At 70.5% G+C, this 20,921-nt stretch carries 16 protein-coding genes; 9 read left to right on the top strand and 7 right to left on the bottom strand.

Features of this window, described 5'->3' with window-relative positions; translation table 11 throughout:
• The 3 genes from BMW85_RS05500 to BMW85_RS05490 form a co-directional block, all read left to right on the top strand.
• The coding region (locus BMW85_RS05500; protein ID WP_143082132.1) for an RICIN domain-containing protein at positions 1–114 on the top strand (114 nt) is incomplete at its 5' end.
• Between the two features lie 58 nt (positions 115–172).
• Positions 173–2,956, top strand: coding sequence for a carbohydrate-binding protein (locus tag BMW85_RS05495; protein ID WP_245774641.1), 2,784 nt, complete (start codon positions 173–175; stop codon positions 2,954–2,956).
• A gap of 10 nt (positions 2,957–2,966) precedes the next feature.
• Positions 2,967–4,676 (top strand): ThuA domain-containing protein, encoded by a 1,710-nt coding sequence (locus BMW85_RS05490; protein ID WP_091077708.1) that lies wholly within the window; start codon positions 2,967–2,969, stop codon positions 4,674–4,676.
• A gap of 54 nt (positions 4,677–4,730) precedes the next feature.
• Here the strand turns inward: BMW85_RS05490 and BMW85_RS05485 are convergent, their stop codons facing one another.
• From BMW85_RS05485 to BMW85_RS05455, 7 genes are read right to left on the bottom strand one after another with little or no spacing between them, the layout of a single operon-like run.
• Positions 4,731–6,062 (bottom strand): alkaline phosphatase family protein, encoded by a 1,332-nt coding sequence (locus BMW85_RS05485; protein WP_091077705.1) that lies wholly within the window; start codon positions 6,060–6,062, stop codon positions 4,731–4,733.
• A complete protein-coding gene (gene eboE, locus BMW85_RS05480; protein WP_091077703.1) occupies positions 6,062–7,174 on the bottom strand; it encodes a metabolite traffic protein EboE in 1,113 nt (370 codons plus the stop codon). The genes BMW85_RS05485 and eboE overlap by 1 nt, the downstream gene beginning before the upstream one ends.
• Positions 7,175–7,176: 2 nt before the next feature.
• On the bottom strand, positions 7,177–8,022 hold the full coding sequence (locus BMW85_RS05475; RefSeq protein WP_091077700.1) for a TatD family hydrolase: 846 nt from the start codon (positions 8,020–8,022) through the stop codon (positions 7,177–7,179).
• Entirely contained in the window at positions 8,023–8,529 is a 507-nt protein-coding gene (locus BMW85_RS05470) for an EboA domain-containing protein (protein ID WP_091077698.1), read from the bottom strand.
• A complete protein-coding gene (locus BMW85_RS05465; protein ID WP_091077695.1) occupies positions 8,474–9,340 on the bottom strand; it encodes a sugar phosphate isomerase/epimerase family protein in 867 nt (288 codons plus the stop codon). Before BMW85_RS05465 ends, BMW85_RS05470 begins: the two co-directional genes overlap by 56 nt.
• Positions 9,337–10,254 carry an SCO3242 family prenyltransferase gene (locus BMW85_RS05460; protein ID WP_091077692.1) on the bottom strand — a complete coding sequence of 306 codons (918 nt, stop codon included), beginning with the start codon at positions 10,252–10,254 and terminating at the stop codon, positions 9,337–9,339. The genes BMW85_RS05465 and BMW85_RS05460 overlap by 4 nt, the downstream gene beginning before the upstream one ends.
• Positions 10,251–11,384: an inositol-3-phosphate synthase gene (locus tag BMW85_RS05455; RefSeq protein ID WP_218155674.1), complete on the bottom strand. Its 1,134-nt coding sequence runs from the start codon at positions 11,382–11,384 to the stop codon at positions 10,251–10,253. The genes BMW85_RS05460 and BMW85_RS05455 overlap by 4 nt, the downstream gene beginning before the upstream one ends.
• A gap of 217 nt (positions 11,385–11,601) precedes the next feature.
• Between BMW85_RS05455 and BMW85_RS05450 the strand changes: the two genes are divergently transcribed.
• The 6 genes from BMW85_RS05450 (at position 11,602) to BMW85_RS05425 (ending at position 20,858) form a co-directional block, all read left to right on the top strand.
• A complete protein-coding gene (locus BMW85_RS05450; RefSeq protein WP_218155673.1) occupies positions 11,602–13,092 on the top strand; it encodes a sugar ABC transporter ATP-binding protein in 1,491 nt (496 codons plus the stop codon).
• 1 nt (position 13,093) lies between these two features.
• On the top strand, positions 13,094–14,119 hold the full coding sequence (locus tag BMW85_RS05445) for an ABC transporter permease (protein ID WP_091077684.1): 1,026 nt from the start codon (positions 13,094–13,096) through the stop codon (positions 14,117–14,119).
• Positions 14,116–15,066 carry an ABC transporter permease gene (locus BMW85_RS05440; protein WP_091077681.1) on the top strand — a complete coding sequence of 317 codons (951 nt, stop codon included), beginning with the start codon at positions 14,116–14,118 and terminating at the stop codon, positions 15,064–15,066. Before BMW85_RS05445 ends, BMW85_RS05440 begins: the two co-directional genes overlap by 4 nt.
• Positions 15,053–16,249: an ABC transporter substrate-binding protein gene (locus tag BMW85_RS05435; RefSeq protein WP_091077678.1), complete on the top strand. Its 1,197-nt coding sequence runs from the start codon at positions 15,053–15,055 to the stop codon at positions 16,247–16,249. Before BMW85_RS05440 ends, BMW85_RS05435 begins: the two co-directional genes overlap by 14 nt.
• 38 nt (positions 16,250–16,287) lie before the next feature.
• On the top strand, positions 16,288–17,121 hold the full coding sequence (locus BMW85_RS05430) for a sugar phosphate isomerase/epimerase family protein (RefSeq protein ID WP_091077677.1): 834 nt from the start codon (positions 16,288–16,290) through the stop codon (positions 17,119–17,121).
• A 260-nt stretch (positions 17,122–17,381) separates the two neighbouring features.
• Positions 17,382–20,858: a ThuA domain-containing protein gene (locus BMW85_RS05425; protein ID WP_091077674.1), complete on the top strand. Its 3,477-nt coding sequence runs from the start codon at positions 17,382–17,384 to the stop codon at positions 20,856–20,858.
• The last annotated feature ends 63 nt before the right edge of the window (positions 20,859–20,921 follow it).

The following is a 20,921-nucleotide window of genomic DNA, read 5'->3' as shown; positions in this document are numbered from 1 at the left end:
GCGGTCGGCGCGAACAAGTGCCTGGACGTGTCAGGGAACGGCACCGCCAACGGCACCAAGGTGCAGATCTGGACCTGCACCGGCGGCACCAACCAGAAGTGGGCCCGTGCCTAGATCCGACAGTGGAGGAACAGTAATGTCCCGACGTCCATGGCTCACTTTGTTGACCACGGTGGCGCTGATCACTTCCGGAACACTCGCGCTCGACGCCCCTCCCGCCAACGCCCTCGTCATCCCGGCCTCCGACTACCAGCAGGTTTCTCTCGCCTCTGGAGGCGCCGAACTGGGCGAGGCCATGTCGCTGGCCGTGATGCCGAACCGTTCGGTGGTGCACACCGCGCGCGACGGCACGGTACGCGTCACCGATGTCAACGGCACCACGAAGGTGGCCGGCAAGCTCAACGTCTACAGTCACGACGAGGAGGGCCTGCAGGGTGTGGCGGTGGACCCCGGCTTCGCGTCCAACCGGTACTTATGGCTCTACTACTCGCCGCGCCTGAGCACCCCGAACGGTGACGCGCCGAGCACCGGCACGCAGGCGCAGTTCGACCAGTGGAAGGGCGAGCTGTACCTGTCGCGGTTCACCCTCAAGTCGGACGACACGCTCGACCTGGCCAGCGAGAAGGTGGTCCTGCGGGTCCAGAACGACCGCGGCCAGTGCTGTCACGTGGGCGGGGACATCGACTTCGACGCCGCCGGCAACCTCTACCTGACCACCGGTGACGACACCAATCCCTTCGAGTCGAGCGGCTACTCCCCGCTGGACGAGCGGACCGACCGCAACCCGCAGTACGACGCCCAGCGCTCGGCCGCCAACACCAACGACCTGCGCGGCAAGCTCCTGCGCATCAAGCCGCAGCCCGACGGCACCTACACGATCCCCAGCGGCAACATGTTCCCGCCGGGGACGGCGAAGACCCGGCCGGAGATCTACGCGATGGGCTTCCGCAACCCGTTCCGGATGAGCGTGGACAAGGCGACCGGCGTCGTCTACCTCGGCGACTACGGGCCGGACGCCGGGGTGACCAACTCGAACAGAGGGCCGAGCGGGCAGGTGGAGTTCAACCGCATCACCGGTCCAGGCAACTACGGATGGCCGTACTGCACGGGCACGAACACCACCAGCGAGACCTACAACGAATGGAACTTCGCCACCAACAGCACCGGTCCGAAGTACAACTGCGCGGGCGGCCCGACCAACAACTCCTTCCGTAACACCGGCCTGACCACGCTGCCCGCGGCGAAGCCGGCGTGGATCCGGTACGCCGGAGACGCCGGCAGCCCGCCGGAGTTCGGCTCCGGGTCGGAGTCGCCGATGGGCGGCCCGGTCTACCGTTACGACGCCAACTTGAGCTCGGCCGTCAAGTTCCCCCAGACGCTCGACGGGCGCTTCTTCGCCGGCGAGTACGGCCGCCGCTGGATCAAGGCGATCGAGGTCAAGGCGGACGGCGGCTACGGGGAGATCTCGGCGTTCCCCTGGTCGGGGACGCAGGTGATGGACATGGCCTTCGGCCCTGACGGAGCCCTGTACGTCCTCGACTACGGCACCGGGAACAACAACCAGGCGCTGTTCCGGATCGAGTACATCGGCAGCGCCAACCGCAACCCGATCGCCAGAGCGTCCGCCGACAGGACCTCGGGACCCGCCCCGCTGACGGTGAACTTCTCCTCGGCGGGCAGCTCCGACCCGGAGGGCGGCGCGCTGACGTACTCGTGGAGCTTCGGCGACGGCACCACCTCCACGGCGGCGAACCCGAGCAAGACCTACACCGCCAACGGCGCCTACACGGCGACGCTCACGGTCCGGGACCCGCAGGGTCTCACCGGCACGGCGAGCGTGATCGTGAACGTCGGCAACACCGCGCCGACGGTCACCCTCACCGCCCCCGCCGACGGTCAGCTGTTCTCCTTCGGCGACACCGTGCCCTTCCAGGTCACCGTCAGCGACCCGGAGGACGGCACGATCGACTGCGCCGGGGTCACCGTCTCCTACCTCCTCGGCCACGACAGCCACCGCCACAAGATCACCTCGCAGACCGGCTGCTCGGGCTCCATCGCGGTGCCCTTGGACGGCGAGCATGACGCCGCGGCCAACATCTACGGCGTCTTCGAGGCCTCCTACACCGACAGGGGCGGTCTGACCTCCACCAGCGACCGTACGCTCCAGCCGCGGCACCGGCAGGCCGAGCACTTCGGCGCCCAGCAGGGCGTCCAGACGGCCGACCACACCACCGCGGAAGGCGGCAAGACGGTCGGCTTCACCGACGACGGCGACTGGATCTCCTTCCAGCCGTACAACCTGGGCAACGCGACGAAGGTCACCGCCCGCGTCTCCTCGGCCGGCGCGGGCGGCCGGATCGAGGTGCGGGCCGGCTCGGCGACGGGCACGCTGCTGGGAACGGTGAACGTGGCGAGCACCGGCAGCTGGGACACCTTCACCGACGTCTCGGCGAACCTCAGCGGCGCCCCGGCCGGCACGACCACGCTTTACCTGGTCTTCCGCGGCCCGACCGGACAGGGCTACCTGTTCGACCTGGACGCCTTCACCCTCGACACCGGCACCCCGCCCTCGGGGAGCACGACCGCGTTCAAGGGGGTGGCGTCGGGGCGGTGCCTGGACGTGAACGGAGCTTCGCAGGCCAACGGCGCGTTGGCGCAGATCTGGGACTGCAACGGCCAGCCCAACCAGCAGTGGACCTCAACGGCCGCGACCGAGCTGCGGGTCTACGGCAACAAGTGCCTCGACGTCAACGGCGCCGGCACCGCCGACGGCACCAGCGTGATCATCTGGGACTGCAACGGCCAGAACAACCAGAAATGGCGCCTCAACGCCGACGGCACGATCACGGCGGTGGGCGCGAACAAGTGCCTGGACGTCAACGGCACCGCCAACGGCACCAAGATGCGCATCTGGACCTGCACCGGAGGAACCAGCCAGCGCTGGACCCGCGTCTGAAAGGACACCCATGCCGAGCGACAGAAAGACATCCGTGCTGCGACGCCTCGCAGTGACGGCGGCGGCGATCACCGTCGCCGCGACGATGATCCCGGCCGTTCCCGCCCAGGCCGCCGCCTTCAAGGTGCTGGTGTTCTCCAAGACGGCCGGGTTCCGGCACGACTCGATCCCCGCTGGGATCCAGGCCATCCGCGACCTGGGGACCGCCAACGACTTCGCCGTCGACGCCACCGAGGACTCGAACGCCTTCACCACGGCCAACCTGGCGCAGTACAAGGCGGTGGTGTTCCTCAGCACCACCGGTGACGTGCTGAACGACAACCAGCAGGCCGCCTTCCAGTCGTACGTGGACGGCGGGGGCGGCTACGTCGGGGTGCACTCGGCCGCCGACACCGAGTACAACTGGCCCTACTACGGGCAGCTGATGGGGGCCTGGTTCAACAACCATCCGGCGATCCAGCAGGCCACCGTACGGACCGAGGACCGGGCGCACGCCGCGACCGCTCACCTGGGGACGAGCTGGTCCCGCACCGACGAGTGGTACAACTACCGCACCAACCCCCGCCCCAACGTCCGGGTGCTGCAGAGCCTGGACGAGAGCAGCTACAGCGGCGGCGGCATGGGCGATCACCCGATCACCTGGTGCCACCCGCAGTCCTCCGGCCGGGCGTTCTACACCGGCCTGGGGCACACCCAGGAGTCGTACGCCGATCCGAACTTCCGCGCGCTGCTGCTCGGCGGGATCAGGTACACCGCCAAGGCCACCAACGCCGACTGCCGCCCGGAGACCGGGTACACGACCTTGTACAACGGCTCGACGACGGGCTGGTCGCAGGCCGGGCCGGGATCGTTCGCCAACAGCGACGCCACGCTGACCTCCCAGGGCGGGATGGGCATGCTGTGGTACAACGCCAAGGAGTTCCGCTCCTACTCCGTCAAGCTCGACTGGAGGATGACCGGCGACTCCAACTCCGGCGTCATCGTCGGGTTCCCGGCCACCAGCGACCCGCAAGCGGCGCTCGACACCGGATATGAGGTGCAGATCGACGCGACCGACACCCCGGACAAGACGACCGGGGCGATCTACGGGTTCAAGGCGGCCGACATCGCCGCCCGCGACGCGGCGCTGAACCCGCCGGGGCAGTGGAACACCTACGAGCTGCTGGTGGAGGGCGAGCGGCTGCAGGTGTTCCTCAACGGCACCAGGATCAACGACTTCACCAACACCGATCCGGTCCGCTCGCTCCAGCAGGGCTACCTCGGCATCCAGAACCACGGGTCCGGCGACGTGGTGTCGTTCCGCAACATCCGCGTCAAGGAGCTGACCAGCACGCCGGGCGGTACGAGCACGCTCAAGGGTGTGGGGTCGGGCCGGTGCCTGGACGTCAGCGGAGCTTCCCAGGCCAACGGCGCGCAGGCGCAGATCTGGGACTGCAACGGGCAGAACAACCAGCGGTGGACGTCGACCGCCGCGAGCGAGCTGCGGGTCTACGCCAACAAGTGCCTGGACGTGAACGGCGCCGGGACGGCCGACGGCACCAGCGTGATCATCTGGGACTGCAACGGGCAGAACAACCAGAAATGGCGGCTCAACGCCGACGGCACCATCACGGCGGTCGGCGCGAACAAGTGCCTGGACGTCAGCGGCACCGCCAACGGCACCAAGGCCCGCATCTGGACCTGCAACGGAGGAACCAACCAGCGCTGGACCCGCGTCTGAGCCTGCCGTCCAGACCCTCGCGCGGCTCCCCACAGGGGGCCGCGCGAGTCACGGTCAGCGGCTTCGCCGGGCCAGGCCGGCCAGGAGATCCTTGACCTCGCTCGCCTCGTAGGAGCCACGGTCGAAGGGGCCGATGATCACCGGGCCGTCGTCGGGGTGGTCGGGCAGCCGGCCGTGACTGCCCCGCACCGGCGCCGGGTCGAGCGGCACCACCCGCATCGCGTAGCGGAAGCCCAGCTTCTTCCTCGCCAGCGCCGCCGCCGCACGTAGCTTGACGAACGGATCGTTCGGGTCCATGAACAGCTCGGCGGGGTCGTAGCCGGGTTTGCGGTGGATGTCCACGAGCCTGGCGAAGTCCGGGGCGCGGTCGTCGGAGAGCCAGTAGTAATAGGTGAACCAGGCGTCGGGCTCCGCCACCGCGACGAGCTCGCCGGCGCGTTCGTGGTCGAGCCCGTACTTCGCCTTCCCTGCCTGGTCGAGCACCTCGTCCACGCCGGCCAGCTCGGCGACGACGGCGCGGGCGCGGTCGAGGTCGGCGGGATCGCGCACGTACACGTGGGCCACCTGGTGGTCGGCGACGGCGAAGGCCCGGGACGTCCACGGGTCGAGGTACTCCATCCCGGCCTGGGTGTAGACCTCCAGGAGCCCCGCGGCGCGCAGCGCCCGGTTGACGTCCACCGGGCGGGACGCCGGGGTGATGCCGTACTCCGAGAGCACGACCACCTCGGCCTCCTCGGCCAGGAGCGGGGCCAGCGCGGCGTCGACGGCGCGGGCCGCCGCGACCGCCTCGGGACCGGCGGGGCCGTACCGCTGGAGGTCGTAGTCGAGGTGAGGCACGTAGACCAGCAGCAGATCCGGCCGTTCGCGGGCCAGGATGCGGCGGGCGGCGGCGACGATCCACTCGGAGGAGGCGATCCCCGCGTTCGGCCCCCAGTAGCTGAACAGGGGGAACGGCCCCAGCGCGGCCTCGAGGTCGTCGTGGAGCGAGGGCGGGCGGGTGTAGCAGTCGGGCGACTTGCGGCCGTCGGCGTGATAGATCGGACGCGGGGTGACGAGCAGGTCGGTCGCGGCGCCCATCGCATACCACCAGCAGACGTTGGCGGTGCGCAGGCCGGGCGCGGCGGTCCACAACTGGTCGCCCTGGATGAGCGCGTTGTGCTGACGCCACAGCAGCACCTCGCCGAGGTCCCGGAAATACCACCCGTTGCCGACGATGCCGTGGTCGCGGGGCATCCTGCCGGTCAGCAGGGTGGCCTGCATCGAACAGGTGACGGCCGGGAGCACGGGCCGCAGCGTGGCCGCCGCGCCCGCGCTCGCCACGTTCGGCATGTGCGCGAGCAGGCGCGGGGTGAGCCCGACGACATTGATCACGATCAGCGGTGCCATCACGTCTCCTTCAGCCCGAGGGCGGCGAGCTGCCCCCGCATCCAGTCGAGCTCGGCCGCGATGCCTTCGGCGAGGTCGGCCGGCGCGCCGGGAAGCACGTTCCAGGTGTAGGTCTCCACCTCGACGTGGCTGGTCAGCGGCCGTTCCCCGCCGAGGAGCACGTTCAGCAGGTCCCGCAGGTAGGGGGCGCTGGTGGTGAGAGGAGGGGGCGGCGCGTCGTGCAGCGGGACGTGGAAGTGCACGCGCCAGCTCTCGTCCGCGGGCAGGCCGCCGGCCAGGGCCTCGCCCAGGTCGTCGGCGTACCCGGTGGCGGAGCGCGTCTGGTGGAGGAAGCGGGCCTCGTCGAACGCGGCCAGCGCCCGCTGCGCCCCCGGCGGGGCCACCAGGGCGCACGACGCCTGGAGCTTCACGACGGGCAGCCCGGTGCGGGCGCCGGCGCCGGGCTCCTCGAAACCCACGGCCATGTGACAGGCGTCCAGGCAGAGGCCGAGGTGGTCGTGATCCACGTCGCTCAGCAGGGCGGTGGCCTGGGGCGTCGTCTCGACGACGCAGCCCGGCTCCGGCTCGAAGCCCAGCCGGATCACCTTGCCGGTACGGCCCGCCAGCGCGCGCAGTCCCTGGGCGACCGCGCCGACATTGGCCATGACCGCGGCCGCCTTGTCCTCCGTCCACCCGGTGCGCCAGGCGAGGGGCAGGGTCGAGATCGTGCCCTCGGCGACGTCGTCCGGCAGCAGCACGGCGAGGAGCTCGGCGAGCCCGAGCGTGTGGCTCAGCCGCTCCGCGTCCGCCCAGTCAGGGGTGTAGACGCGGTGCTTCACGATCTCGTCGTGGAAGCCGCGGTAGGGGAACCCGTTGAGCGTCACGACCTCCAGCCCGAGCGCGGTCAGCCGCTCGCGCAGCCCGGCGAGCTCCCCGGGCCGGGCGAGGAGGTCCGCGGCCACACGTTGGGACAACCACAGCCCGACCCCGAGCCTTTCGACGCCGAGCAGGCGCCTGACCCGCGCGGCCACGCCGGACAGCTGACGGTGGATGCCGGGGAGATCCTCGGCGGCGTGGACGTTGGTGCAGTAGGCCAGGTGCACCGTCGAGCCGTCCGGATGGCGTAACCGCACGGTCAGCCTCGCTTGATCGTGTTGCCGGCGTGGTCGGGCCCGGCCTGCGGGGCCGGTTCCAGGTCGAGGCGGCCGCTCTGCCCGTAGAAGGCGACCGGATTGCGCCACAGCACCCGATCCACCTCGTCCTCGCCGAAGCCGGCCGCGAGCATGACGTCGGCCACCTCGCGCGTCTTGAGCGGGTCGCTCCGGCCCCAGTCGGCGGCCGAGTTCACCAGCATCCGGTCCGTGCCGTACTCCTTGAGCAGGGCCACCATCCGGTCCGGGTCCATCTTGGTGTCGGGGTAGATCGAGAAACCCATCCAGCAGCCCGAGTCAGCGACCATGCCGACCGTCATCTCGTTGAGGTGGTCGATGAGCACCCGTTCGGGGGGCATCCCGGCGTCCCGGACCACGTGGAGGCTGCGGCGGGTGCCCGCGGCCTTGTCCCGGTGCGGAGTGTGCACGAGCACCGGGAGATCGTTCTCCCGCGCCAGGGCGAGCTGCGCCTCGAAGGCCCGTTCCTCCTCCGCCGTCATCGAGTCGTAGCCGACCTCGCCGACCGCGACGACGGAGTCCTTCAGCAGGTAGCGCGGCAACTCGGCGAGCACCCCCGCGCACCGCGGATCGTTCGCCTCCTTCGGGTTGAGCGCGAGCGCGCAGTGGTGGTGGATGCCGTACTGCGCGGCGCGGTACGGCTCCCAGCCGAGCAGCGCGTCGAAGTAGTCGAGGAAGCTGCCCACGTTCGTACGGGGCTGCCCCAGCCAGAAGGCGGGCTCGACGACGGCTCGGACCCCCGCGGCGTGCATGCGCTGATAGTCGTCGGTGGTCCGGGAGGTCATGTGGATGTGGGGGTCGAAGATGCGCATTCAGATCCTCTCCAGGACGTCGCCCGGGACGGGCCGGCCGGCCGCCCGCAGCTCCGCCGCGTAGTCCGACAGCATCCGGGCCAGTTCGGCGTCGAAGCGGCGATCCAGCTCGGCCACCGCCGCCAGGGGGATCGACATGAAGACGCACTTGAGCACCCCCTGACGGAAGGAGTGGTCGTCCAGCCACGCCGCGCCGTACGGGCCGAGGGCCGCGGCGACCAGCCGCGCGTCGTTGGTGCGCAGCGCGTCCTCCACCAGCCCGACCGCCGTCCCTTCCGCGTCGAGCTCGTGCAGGACGGTCAGGATCGCCAGCCGCTCGCCGCTGTCGCCGGCCTCGTACAGGCCGCGGATCGTCGCATGGTGGCCGCGCAGCGCGCCGAGCAGCGCGCGCCGCGCACCTGGCCCGCCGCGCCGTTCGGCCTGCGGGAAGAGCCGGTGGACCGCGTCGGGGTCAGCCTCGACCTGCCGGACGGCCTGTGTCAGCCACTCCTGTGCCGGCTCCTTCATGTGCCCTCCTCAGGAAGTCGATCGAGCGGCGGGCGACCTGCGGGGCCGCGTGGCTGTGCCGGGCCAGCTCCACGGCCACCAGGCCCGAGTAGCCGTGCAGCGCGGCGAGCACCGGCGGGAAGTCGATCTCGCCCTCGCCGAACTCCAGGTGCTCGTGGACTCCCCGGCACATGTCCTCGATCTGCACGTGCACGGTGTACGGCAGCGCCCGGCGCACGCAGGTGACCAGGTCGTCCGGCTCCACGCAGTGGCAGTGCCCGATGTCGAGGGTGAGCCCGAACCTGGCATGGGCGCCGAGCATCGCACGCAGCCGCTCGAAGCCGTCCAGACCGGCGACGAACATCCCGGGCTCGGGTTCGAATCCCAGCGTGACGCCGACCTGGTCGGCCTCGTCGAGCAGCCGTGCGCACTGGCGGGCCAGCCGCGTGTACGCCTCCGACTCCGGCATGCCGTCGGGCCGGACCCCGCTCCACAGGTGCACCACGGGAGCGCCCAGATCGGCGGCGACCCGCATCGCGGTGGTCAGGAACTCCACCCTGGGCCCGGGGTCGTCGCTGATGAGGGTCGGATGGTGTTTGCGCAGGGGATCGAGGGTGTAACGCCCGCCCGTCTCCACGACTGCGTCGAGGCCGAGACGTTCGAGGAGCGCGGCGATGCGCGACACCTCCGCGGCCAGGCCGGGGGAGTAGGGGTCGAGATGGCCGTGGTCGAGCGTGATCGCCACGCCGGCGTACCCCAGGTCGGCCAGGACCTCGAGCGCCTCGGGAAGCCGGTGGTCGGCGAAGCCGTTGGTGCAGTAGGCCCACTTCATGAGGTCGCCAGCCGGGAGGAGAGCCACTTTCCCAAGGGCAGCGAGCACAGCAGCGCGCCCGCCGTCGCGAACCGCCCGCCGCCGGCGATCGCCGCCGCCTGGAGCGGGATCAGGCCGAGGATGCCGAGGCGGACGGCCTGCCGTACGTTCTCGGGCTCGGGACGGGTCCGCAACCCGGCCTGGACCGGGAGGGTGAAGGCGAGATAGCCGGCGATGAGGACGCCCGCGCCGGCCCGGGCGGTGGCCCGGTCGCGTGAGCAGGGGGCGGCCTGGTCGTGCGCGCAGGTGGCGGCCCGGTCGTGCGCGCAGGCGGCTGCTCGGTCGCGTACGCAGGCGGCGGCCGCGAGCGCGGCCGCCGCGGCGCTCGCCACGAGCGCGCGCTCGGCGGTCCCGCGTTCCGCCCCCGCGACCTCGGCCCGGCCGAGGACGCTGATCCCGTAGGTGTGCGCGCCTATCGCCAGGGCGGCCGGCACGGCGGCCCTGGCCTGATCGCCCGCGCCGAGAAGCACGTCGAGCACGCGGCAGGCCGCCATCGACGCCGGTCCCGCCGCCGTCCGTTTGAGACCCAGGTCGTAGGCCCAGACCGCGCCGGCCAGCAGGCCGGCGACGGTGAGACCGCGCCGGCCGCCGGCGAGGGCGGCGGTGGCGAGGCCCGCGCCGGTCAGGGCGGCCGCGAGCCCGAGAGCGGCGCCGGGGCGGACCCGGCCCGACGGGATCGGGCGCTCGGGACGTTCGACGGCGTCCGCCTCACGGTCGGACCAGTCGTTGAGCGCCATCCCCGACCAGTACATGAGCACCGACGCCAGGGCCAGGCCGGGCGCCGGACGCCGCCCCGCGGCGGTGGCCCCCGCCATGGTGTCTCCCGGCACCGACAGCGCGGCCGGTGCGCGGACCAGTTCGAGCAGTGCCCTCATGACAGCTCCTCGGCGAAGGCGCGCAGCCGGGCGTACTGGGCGGCCAGCGCGTGCTCGTCCGTCCCCAGCGGGCTCTTGAAGAAGTAGCCGAGCTCGGGCAGGACGCCGTGCCGCCCTTTCTCGTGCGCACGGGCGACCAGCCGGGCCAGGTCCAGGACGAGCGGAGCGGCCAGCGCCGAATCGCAGCCCTGCCAGGTGAACTGCAACGTCATCCGCACGCCGAGAAAGCCTTCGAAGCTCACGTGGTCCCAGGCCGTCTTCCACTCCCCGAGATCCGGGACGTAGTCGATGTGCGTCTCACCCTCGACGGGTCCTCCCATGACCTTCGCGACGACCTGGTCCTTGGAGAGCCGCTTGCTGGATCTGGCGGCCGGATCGGCGAGCGTCGCCCCGTCGCCGCCGCCGAGCAGATTGAGCCCGGACCAGGAGTGCACCCGCAGCGCCCGGTCGGCGAACATGGGCGCGAGCGCGCTCCTGACCAGGGTCTCGCCGGTCTTGCCGTCGCGTCCCGCGTACGGCACACCCTGCCGGGCGGCGAGTTCCGCCAGGGCGGGCAGGGTCGGCCCGGTGGAGGGCGTGAACTCCACGTAGCCGCACCCGGCGTGGAAGGCCGCGTAGGCGTACAGCGAGCTCGGCGGCAGGACGTCGTCCTGCGCGGCGAGCAACTTCTCGAGATCGGCCAGCCTCTCGAACTCCGGGCGCGGATCCCATGGGGGCTCGGTCGACGACACGTTGACGACGACCACCCGGGCCAGCCCGTGCCGGGCACGGAAGCCGGCGAGGTCGTCGATCAGCCTGGCGGCGGCCCGGCCGCCGTGGCCGGCGACGTGGCCCGGCCGGATCTCGGCGTCGACGGCGTCCAGGTCGGACGCGAGCAGCTCCGGAAGGTCCGGTGAGATGACCCCCGCCCTGCCCAGTTGCTCGGCGCGCTTGCGTAAGGAGGTCTCGGTGATGTCATGGCCGCCGAAGGTCAGGCCGGTCAGTGGAGCCAGGTCACCGGGGAAGCCGGGGGACTCGGTCACGCATCCCTGCGGGGTCGCGGCCCCCGCTCTGAGGGCCGAGGCGCCCACGATGGCGGTGGTCGCCACGGATCCTCGTGCCCCGATAAGCCACACACCGAGCTTGTCCATGAAAGCTCCATCGTGTCGGGACGACCCCCGCATGCGGTAGGCATCCGGTAGGTAAGTCTCCGTGATGGTAAGAGCTATTTTTGTCGAGGGTCAACTATAAGTGGGCTCATTTTCATACATCCTGCCGCTCACGGTCGTCGTCCCCTGGTCCACTTATGTCACAACGGTGACATCTTTTGCTTGACCATCGATATAAGCCCGCTTAGCATCCCGCAGTATGCGGGCCGCAGGTCGCCCTCATGGTGGCGCGGACTGGGAGGTGGGCGGGGTGCTGAGCATGCGCGGCATCGGCAAGGGCTTCCTGGGCGTGCGGGTGCTGTCCGGGGTGGACCTGGACGTGGCGGCCGGCGAGGTCCACGCCGTCGTCGGCGAGAACGGCGCCGGCAAGTCCACCCTGATGAAGATCATCTGCGGGGTGCACGCGCCGGACGAGGGCACGATCGAGATCGACGGCCGGCGGGTCCGCTTCGGCCACCCGCTGGAGGCGCAGCGCTCCGGCATCGCGATCATCTACCAGGAGTTCAACCTGCTGCCCGAGCGCTCCGTCGCCGAGAACGTCTTCCTCGGGCGCGAGCCCGTCAGACGCGGCCTGGTCGACCGGGCGGCGATGGAGGAGGCGACCGCGCGGCTCCTCGACGAGCTCGGCGAGGACCCCTTCGGCCCCCGCGACGCCGTCAAGCGCCTGTCGGTGGCCCAGCAGCAGATCGTCGAGATCGTCAAGGCGTTGTCGGTGAACGCCCGGCTCGTCGTCATGGACGAGCCCAGCGCGGCCCTCGCCGAGCACGAGGTCGAGCTGCTCCACCGGCTGATCGGGCGGCTCAAAGAACGCGGCGTCGCCGTCGTGTACATCTCCCACCGATTACGCGAGGTGTTCGACCTCGCCGACCGGGTCACGGTGCTCAAGGACGGCTCGCGCGTCGCCACACTGCCGATCGGCGAGGTGACCCCCGACGAGCTGATCCGCCTGATGGTGGGCCGCGACCTCGGCACCTACTTCCCGCCCCGCTCCGGCGGCGCCGGCGAGGTACGGCTCAGCCTGCGCGGAGCGGGCAACCACAAGCTCCGCGACATCGATCTGGAGCTGCGCGCCGGGGAGATCGTCGGCATCGCGGGCCTGCAGGGGTCCGGCAGGTCGGAGCTCGCCAAAGCCATCTTCGGCGCCGAACCGTTCACCACGGGAGAGATGACCCCGTCGCGCCCCCGATCGGTCCGGGAAGGCGTGGCCATGGGCATCGGACTGGTGACCGAGGACCGCAAGGCCGAAGGGCTCGCCCTGCGCCAGTCCGTCCGCGACAACGCCCTGCTCGTCGCCCGCGCGGCGGGCGCCAAGCGCCGCGACGGCCTGCGCGGCCTGCTCGAACGGGTACGCCTCTCGCCTCCGCGTCAGGAACAGGAGGTCCGCTATCTGTCCGGAGGCAACCAGCAGAAAGTCGTGCTCGCCAAATGGATGATCATGGCGCCGCGCGTGCTGCTGTTCGACGAACCGACCCGGGGCGTCGACGTCGGGGCCAAGGCCGCGATCCACGACCTGATGCGCGAACTCGCGAACGACGGCATGGCCATCATGATGATCTCTTCCGAGCTGCCCGAGCTCATCGGCATGAGCGATCGCGTCGTCGTCCTGCGCGACGGCCGCGTCGCGGGCACGCTGCCGGCCGGGGCCTCCGAGGAGGCCGTCATGCGCCTGGCCGCCGGAGAGGTGGCCTGAGATGAACCTGCCCGTGCGCGCCCGCCGCCCCACCGGCCGTCCCACCCGCTCGGGTGCGGCACACGGCGGCCTGGCGGCGCGGTTACGCGAACCCACGCAGGTGGTGTTCCTCGCGCTGCTCGGCCTGGTCGCGGTCGGCTACGTCCTCGTCGCGCTCGACGGCGGTCAGTTCCTCACCATGGAGAGCGTTGTCGGGATCCAGCAGCGTTCGGCGGCCCTCGGCATCGTGGCGATCGGGCAGACGCTGGTGATCCTGGCCGGGTCGCTCGACCTGTCCGTGGCGTACCTGATCAGCCTGGCCTCGCTGGTCGCGGCGGAGACCATGGCGGGCCAGGACGGGAACATCCTGCCGGCGGTCGCCGCGGTGCTGGCCGTCAGCATGCTGGTGGGGCTGGTCAACGGGCTGATCATCACCAGGCTCCGGGTCCACGCCTTCATCGCCACGCTCGGCGTCGCCCTCGTCATCAAGGGCGTCGTCGACCACCTGTACGACGGTCCGGCGGGCAAGGTGCCCGAGTCGTTCCAGGTCCTCGGCTACTCCCGGATCGGGCCGGTCCCCGTCTCCGCCATGCTCTGGGCGGGCGTGGCCGTCGCGGCCTGGTTCCTGCTGAGCAGGACCCGGCTGGGCTACCGGATCTACGCGGTGGGCGGGAACGAGGAGGTCGCCCGGCTGTCCGGGATCCGTACGGGCCGGGTCATCGTGGTCACCCACGTGCTCTGCTCCGTCTGCGCCGGCATCGCGGGCCTGCTGCTGGCCGCCAGGCTCGGGGCGGGGGCGCCCACGGTGGGCACCGACGGCGGCTACGACCTGGAGTCCATCGCCGCGGTCGTGCTCGGCGGGACCGCGCTGGCCGGAGGCAAGGGCGGCGTCGCCGGGACCGTCGGCGGGGTCCTGCTGCTGGCCGTCCTGGACACCATCTTCAACCAGCTCGAGGTCAACTCCTTCGTCAAGGACGTGGTCCGCGGCGTGGTCATCGTCATCGCGGTGGCCGTCTACGCGCGGCGTGGAACAAGGCGGCCGGCATGAGACGGGCACTCCCCATCGTCGTGGTCCTCGTGGTGCTGCTGGCCGCGATCGCGGTCGTCAACCCCTTCTTCCTGGAGCCCGCAGGCTTCCTGGGGTTCCTCAAACGGGCCGCGCCGCTGGTGATCCTCGCCGCGGGACAGTACTTCGTCATCGTCTCCGGCGAGTTCGACCTGTCGGTCGGCTCGCTGGTGACGGCCGAAGTGGTGATCGCCGCGCGGCTCATCGACGGCGACGAGTCCGCCACGTGGCCGGTCCTCGCCCTGCTGATCGTCATCGGGCTGCTCGTCGGGCTGGTCAACGGCGTGGTCACCACCAAGCTGCGGGTGCCGTCGTTCATCGTGACGCTCGGCATGCTGCTCGTTCTCACCGGGGCGGTCTTCCTCTGGACCGGCGGCGCGCCGCGTGGCGCGCTGTCGGAGGGCTTCCGGATGTTCGGCCGCGGCGGCCTCGGGCCGCTGCCGTGGTCGGTGCTGATCCTGCTGGCCATGGGCGCGGCGGCGATCTGGCTCACGCGTACGGATTTCGGCAGGACCCTCATCGCCGTCGGCGACAACGAGCGTGCCGCGGCGCTGTCCGGGGTCCGGGTCGACCGGGCCAAGATCTTCGCCTTCATGCTCTCCGGTCTGGCCGCCGCCGTCGCGGCCGTCCTGCTCGGCGGTTTCGCCGGGGTGTCGGCACAGGCGGGCCAGGGACTCGAGTTCTCGGCCATCACCGCGGTCGTCCTCGGCGGCGTGGCGCTCGGCGGCGGGCGCGGCTCCGTGCCGGCCGCCCTGGCCGGCGCCTTCACGCTGGAGGCGCTGTTCACCCTGCTCAACCTGTACGGAATCTCGGGGGCGCTGGAGTCCACCGTGCAGGGCGTCATCATCATCGCCGCGGTCGCGGCGGGAGCCGTCCGGCTTCCCTGGAAGTTCACCCCCCGAAGAGGAGACGCACATGCCGCGTCATAAGGCCGCGATCGCGGTGCTCGCCGCGCTCGTCGTCGCCGGCTGCACCACCGACAAGCCGGCGTCCACAACCCCGTCCACGGCGTCCGCCACGAGCGCTCAGGGATCGGGCACCGGCGAGCAGTCCAAGTTCTTCGTGCAGGCGGACTTCGACGCCCAGCTGGCCATGCGCTCCGAGACCCCGCAGGGCCCCTCCGACAAGCCGTGGGAGCAGGCCATCGCCCCGCAGATGACCGGCACGGCCACGTACAAGAAGGACGGGCCGTACCACCTGTGCTTCTCCAACGCCGCGGTCAACAACCCCTGGCGGCAGGTCGGGTGGAAGACGATGCAGGCCGAGGTCGGCCTGCACAAGGAGATCGGCAAGTTCACGGCACTCGACGCCGAGGGCAAGGACGACAAGCAGATCTCCGACATCGCCGAGCTGCAGGCCAAGGGGTGCGACGCGCTGATCGTCTCGCCGAACACCACGGCCACGCTCACCCCTGCCGTGACGGCCGCCTGCGGGAAGGTGCCCGTCATCGTGTTCGACCGGGGCGTGGAGACGGACTGCCCGGTGACGTTCATCAAGCCGATCGGCGGTTACGCCTTCGGCGCCGACGCCGCCGAGTTCCTGGTCGAGAAGGTGCCGGCGGGCGGGAAGGTGCTGGCGCTGCGCATCCTGCCCGGCGTGGACGTGCTGGAGACCCGCTGGTCGGCGGCCAAGGTGGTCTTCGACAGGAGCCAGTCGCAGGTGGTGGGGGTGGAGTTCACCGACGGCGACGCCGCCAAGACCAAGAGCATCGTCAGCGACTACCTCCAGCGGTACGGCAAGATCGACGGCGTCTGGATGGACTCGGGCGCCACGGCGGTGGCGGCGATCGAGGCGTTCGAGGACGCGGGCGTGCCGGTGCCGCCGATCAACGGCGAGGACCAGCAGGACTTCCTGCAGAAGTGGAAGGACGCGGGCCTCACCGCCGTCGCCCCCACGTACCCGACCTACCAGTGGCGCACCCCGATCATCGCCGCACTGAAGATCCTCAAGGGCGAGGAGGTGCCCAAGCTCTGGAACCTGCCGCAGCCGAAGGTCACCGGCGAGAACCTGTCGACCTACCTCAAGCCCAACATGCCGCCGCTGCACTACGCGCTGTGCGGTTGTGAGGACCTGCCCGGGTACCCGGAGACCTGGGGCGGCAAGAAGAGCTGACCGGCTCCTTCCATGGACCGGCGACGAAGAGGGACGCCATGTTCTCCATCGGAGTGAACACCTGGGTCTGGGTCTCCCCGCTGACCGACGCCGAGCTGGCGCGGCTCGCCCCCCGCATCGCCGGGTGGGGGTTCGACGTCGTCGAGCTGCCCGTCGAGCGGCCCGGCGACTGGGATCCGGGCAAGGCCGCGGCGGTGCTGGCCGAGCACGGGCTGGCCGCGTCCGTGGTGCTGGTCATGCCGCCGGGGCGCGAGCTCGTGGCCGCCTCCCGGCGGACCGTCCGCGACACCCAGGACTATCTGCGGCACTGCGTCGACGTGGCGGTGACCGTCGGCTCGCCGGTGATCGGAGGGCCGGCGTACGCCTCGGTCGGCCGCACCTGGCGGCTGTCGCCGGACGAGCGCCGCGACGTCTACGCCGAACTGCGGGAGAACCTGCGGCCCGTCCTGGACCACGCGGGCGAGCGCGGGGTGAAGCTCGCGGTCGAGCCGCTCAACCGGTATGAGACCAGCCTGGTCAACACCGTCGAGCAGGCCCTGGACGCGCTGCCCGAGGACTGCGGGCTGGCACTCGACACCTACCACATGAACATCGAGGAGAAAGATCCCGCCCAGGCGGTGCGGGTCGCGGCGGACCGGATCGCGCATGTGCAGGTGTGCGGCACCGATCGCGGCACGCCGGGGGCCGACCGCTTCGACTGGCCCGGCTTCACCGGGGCGCTGCGCGACGTCGGCTATCAGGGGCCGCTCGTCATCGAGTCGTTCACCGCGCACAACCAGACCATCGCCACCGCGGCCTCGGTCTGGCGGCCCCTCGCGCGCAGCCAGGACGGGCTCGCCGTGGACGGCCTCGCCTACCTCCGCACCCTCTGAGCGGTGTTTGAAAGTTTCATACTTATCCCAATGTCTCTTTCCTGCCTCACTGGCTGCCGGTGGGGACGGCGCTGCTCCGGCAATGCCGTCCTCACCTGGTAATTAACCGTAAGCGCAGCGAGATCTCGGATCGGCAGAGGCGAAAAGATGGTCGCGAATTCGCTTGATAAGCATGCTTGACGCTCGTCTTTAGTCCGACCTATTTTCGTGGCGAATCGATTCGACACCTGTCGCGTGATCGCAACCCCAGGAGATCCTTCATGCGAACATCACGCCTGCTCCCCGCCCTCGTCGCGGTCCTGTTAGGGCTGTGGCTGTCCGCGGTGCCGCTGGTGGCGCACGCGGCCGCTCCGCAGTTCAAGGTGCTGCTGTTCAGCAAGACCGCGAGCGGCGCCTACCGGCACGACTCCATCCCCGCCGGTGTCGCGATGTTCCAGCAGATGGCGGCCGACAACAACTTCCAGCTCGACCAGAGCGAGGACTCCGCCGTCTTCACGAGCGCGACCCTGAACACCTACGACGCCGTGATCATGCTCCAGACCAGCGGCATGGTCTGGGACAACGACGCCCAGCGTCAGGCCTTCCAGGCGTACGTACGCAGCGGCCACGGCGTCGTCGCGATCCACAACGCCACCGACATGAACATCGAGACGCAGTTCCCCTGGTGGGACCAGGTCGCCCTGGCCGGCGCGCACATGACCGCGCACTCGTCGATCCTGCAGGGCACCGCCAAGGTGGCCGACAAGGTTCACCCCTCCACGAAGGGGCTGCCGGACCGCTGGGTGCGCACCGAGGAGTGGTACAACTTCGACAAGAACATGCGCGGCTCGGTGCACGTGCTGGTCACCGCGGACGAGACCACCTACGACGCGGGGCCGAACAAGATGGGCGCCGACCACCCGATCTCCTGGTGCCACAACCCGGAGGGCGGCCGGCTGTGGGCCACCGCGATGGGCCACCAGGCGTCCTCCTACTCGGAGTCGTCGTTCAAGCAGCACCTGCTGGGCGGCGTGAAGTGGGCGGCGGGCGCGGCGGCGGGCGACTGCGGCGGCACCGTCGCGGGCCGGTTCCAGAAGGTGACCCTCGACGGCGGGCCGGACCAGCCGATGGAGCTGGACGTGGCCGGCGACGGCAGGGTCTTCTACATCTCGCGCTCGGGCAAGGTGAACCTGATCCCCGCGGGCGGCGGCGGCACCCGCGTCATCGCCACCCTGTCGGTGTACGACGGCGGCGAGGACGGCGGCGTCGGCCTGGCGCTGGATCCGAACTTCGCCACCAACGGCTGGATCTACGTCAACTATTCGCCGTCCAACGGCGGCGAGGTGAACCGGGTGTCGAGGTTCACCTTCAACGGCACCAGCCTCGACCTGGCGAGCGAGAAGAAGATCATCGAGGTGCCGGCCTACCGCAACGTCGACGAGCCCGGCCACACCGGCGGCTACCTCGCGTTCGGTCCTGGCGGGAACCTCTACATCGGCCCGGGCGACGACACCAATCCCAACGGGTCCAGCGGCTACGCCCCGATCGACGAGCGGCAGGGCCGGGAGCACTTCGACGCCCAGCGGTCCGCGGCCAACACCAACGACCTGCGCGGCAAGATCCTGCGCATCCACCCCGAGGCCGACGGCACCTACACGGTCCCGTCCGGCAACCTGTTCGCGCCCGGCACGGCCAAGACGCGGCCGGAGATCTACGCGATGGGCTTCCGCAACCCGTTCCGCTTCGCGGTCGACAAGGTGACGGGCTGGATCTCCCTGGGTGACTACGGCCCCGACGCCGGCGCCGCGAACGCCAACCGCGGTCCCGAGGGCACCGTCGAGTGGAACCTGATCAAGCAGCCGGGCTTCTACGGCTGGCCGTACTGCGTCGGCAACAACATCCCGTTCAACGACTACAACTTCGCCACCAACACCTCCGGCGCGAAGTTCAACTGCTCGGCGCCCGTCAACGACTCGCCCAACAACACCGGCCTGACCAGTCTGCCCGCGGCCAAGCCCGCGACCGTCTGGTACAACTACCACGCCTCGGCCGAGTTCCCCGAGATCGACTGCTGCGGCGGCGCCGCCCCGATGGGCGGCCCCTTCTACCGCTACGACGCCGCCAACGGTTCTGACCGCAAGTTCCCCGAGTATTTCGACGGCACGCCGTTCCTCTACGAATGGAGCCGCAACTTCGTCAAGGAGCTCCGGCTGGACTCCTCGGGCAACCTCCTGAAGATCAACCCCTTCGTGGCACAGCTCGCCCCGCACGCGCCGATCGACATGAAGTTCGGTCCGGACGGCGCGCTGTACATGGCCGACTGGGGCAACGGCTTCGGCCACGCGAACACCGATGACAGCATCTACCGGATCGACTACGTGGCCGGGAACCGCGCGCCCCTGGCCAAGGCGAGCGCCAACCCCGACTCGGGCGCGGCGCCGCTGACGGTGGCGTTCTCCTCGGCCGGCTCGTCCGACCCCGACGGCGACGCGATCACCTACGCGTGGGACTTCGGCGACGGCGGGACCTCCACCAGCGCCAACCCGTCCCACATCTACAGCGCCAACGGGACCTACACGGCCAAGCTGACCGTACGGGACTCCGGCGGGAAGACGGGCAGCGTCACGTTGTCCATCGCCGTCGGCAACACCCGTCCCAAGGTCGTCTTCTCGGCTCCGCCCGACGGCGGGTTCATCAACTTCGGCGACCAGGTGACCTACACGCTGAATGTCACCGACCCCGAGGACGGCGCCGTCGACTGCACCAAGGTCAACGTGATCACGGCGCTCGGCCATGACCAGCACGCCCACGACACCGGCCAGTACACCGGTTGCACGGGAACGGTCACGACCACCGCGTCGGGCCACGACGAGGCCGCCAACGTCTACTACGCCCTGTCCGCCGACTACACCGACAAGGGCGGACTGAAGGGCAGCGCCGGCGTCACCCTGCAGCCCAAGCACAAGCAGGCCGAGCACTTCACCGGCTCGTCCGGGATCCGGATCGTCGACGAGCCGGGGGCCGAAGGCGGCAGGCGCATCGGCGACATCTCCAACAACGACTGGATCTCCTTCAGCCCGATCAGCCTCTCCGGGATCGACACGGTGTCGTTCCGCGTCTCGGCGCCGTCCAGCACGGGGGCGTCCATCGAGCTGCGCGCCGACTCGCCGACGGGGGCCCTCATCGCCTCCAGCCCGGTCGCGGCGACCGGAGGATGGAACACCTACGTGTCCCAGCCCGCGGTGCGGGTCACCGACCCCGGAGGCACCCACAACGTCTACGTCGTGTTCAAGGCGCCGTCCGCGAACGCGTTCGACCTGGACTCGTTCACCGTCAACGGCAAGGGCGTCGGGCTGGGTGACGGCTCGTCCCCGGGCAACACCAGCGCGCTGCGGGGTGTGGCATCGAACCGGTGCCTCAACGGCGCTTCGCAGACGAACGGCACCCAGGTGCAGATCTGGGACTGCAACGGGCAGCCCGGCCAGCAGTGGACGTCGACCGCCGCGACTGAGCTGCGGGTCTACGGCAACAAGTGCCTCGACGTGAACGGGGCCGGGACGGCGGACGGCACCGCCGTGATCATCTGGGACTGCAACGGGCAGAACAACCAGAAGTGGCGGCTCAACGCCGACGGCACGATCACGGCGGTGGGGGCGAACAAGTGCCTGGACGTGTCAGGGAACGGCACCGCCAACGGCACCAAGGTGCAGATCTGGCCATGCAACGGCCAGAACAACCAGAAGTGGACGCGCGTCTGAGCGTCAGGTGACGTCCGGACCTGGAGCCGCCCTTCCACGGGCGGCTCCAGGTCGGGCTCGACG

This window comes from Nonomuraea wenchangensis (assembly GCF_900111685.1).
GTDB classification, from domain to species: Bacteria; Actinomycetota; Actinomycetes; order Streptosporangiales; family Streptosporangiaceae; genus Nonomuraea; species Nonomuraea wenchangensis.
The sequence above is the reverse complement of the archived record's forward strand: the minus strand, read 5'-3'. Positions and strand labels throughout refer to the sequence as shown.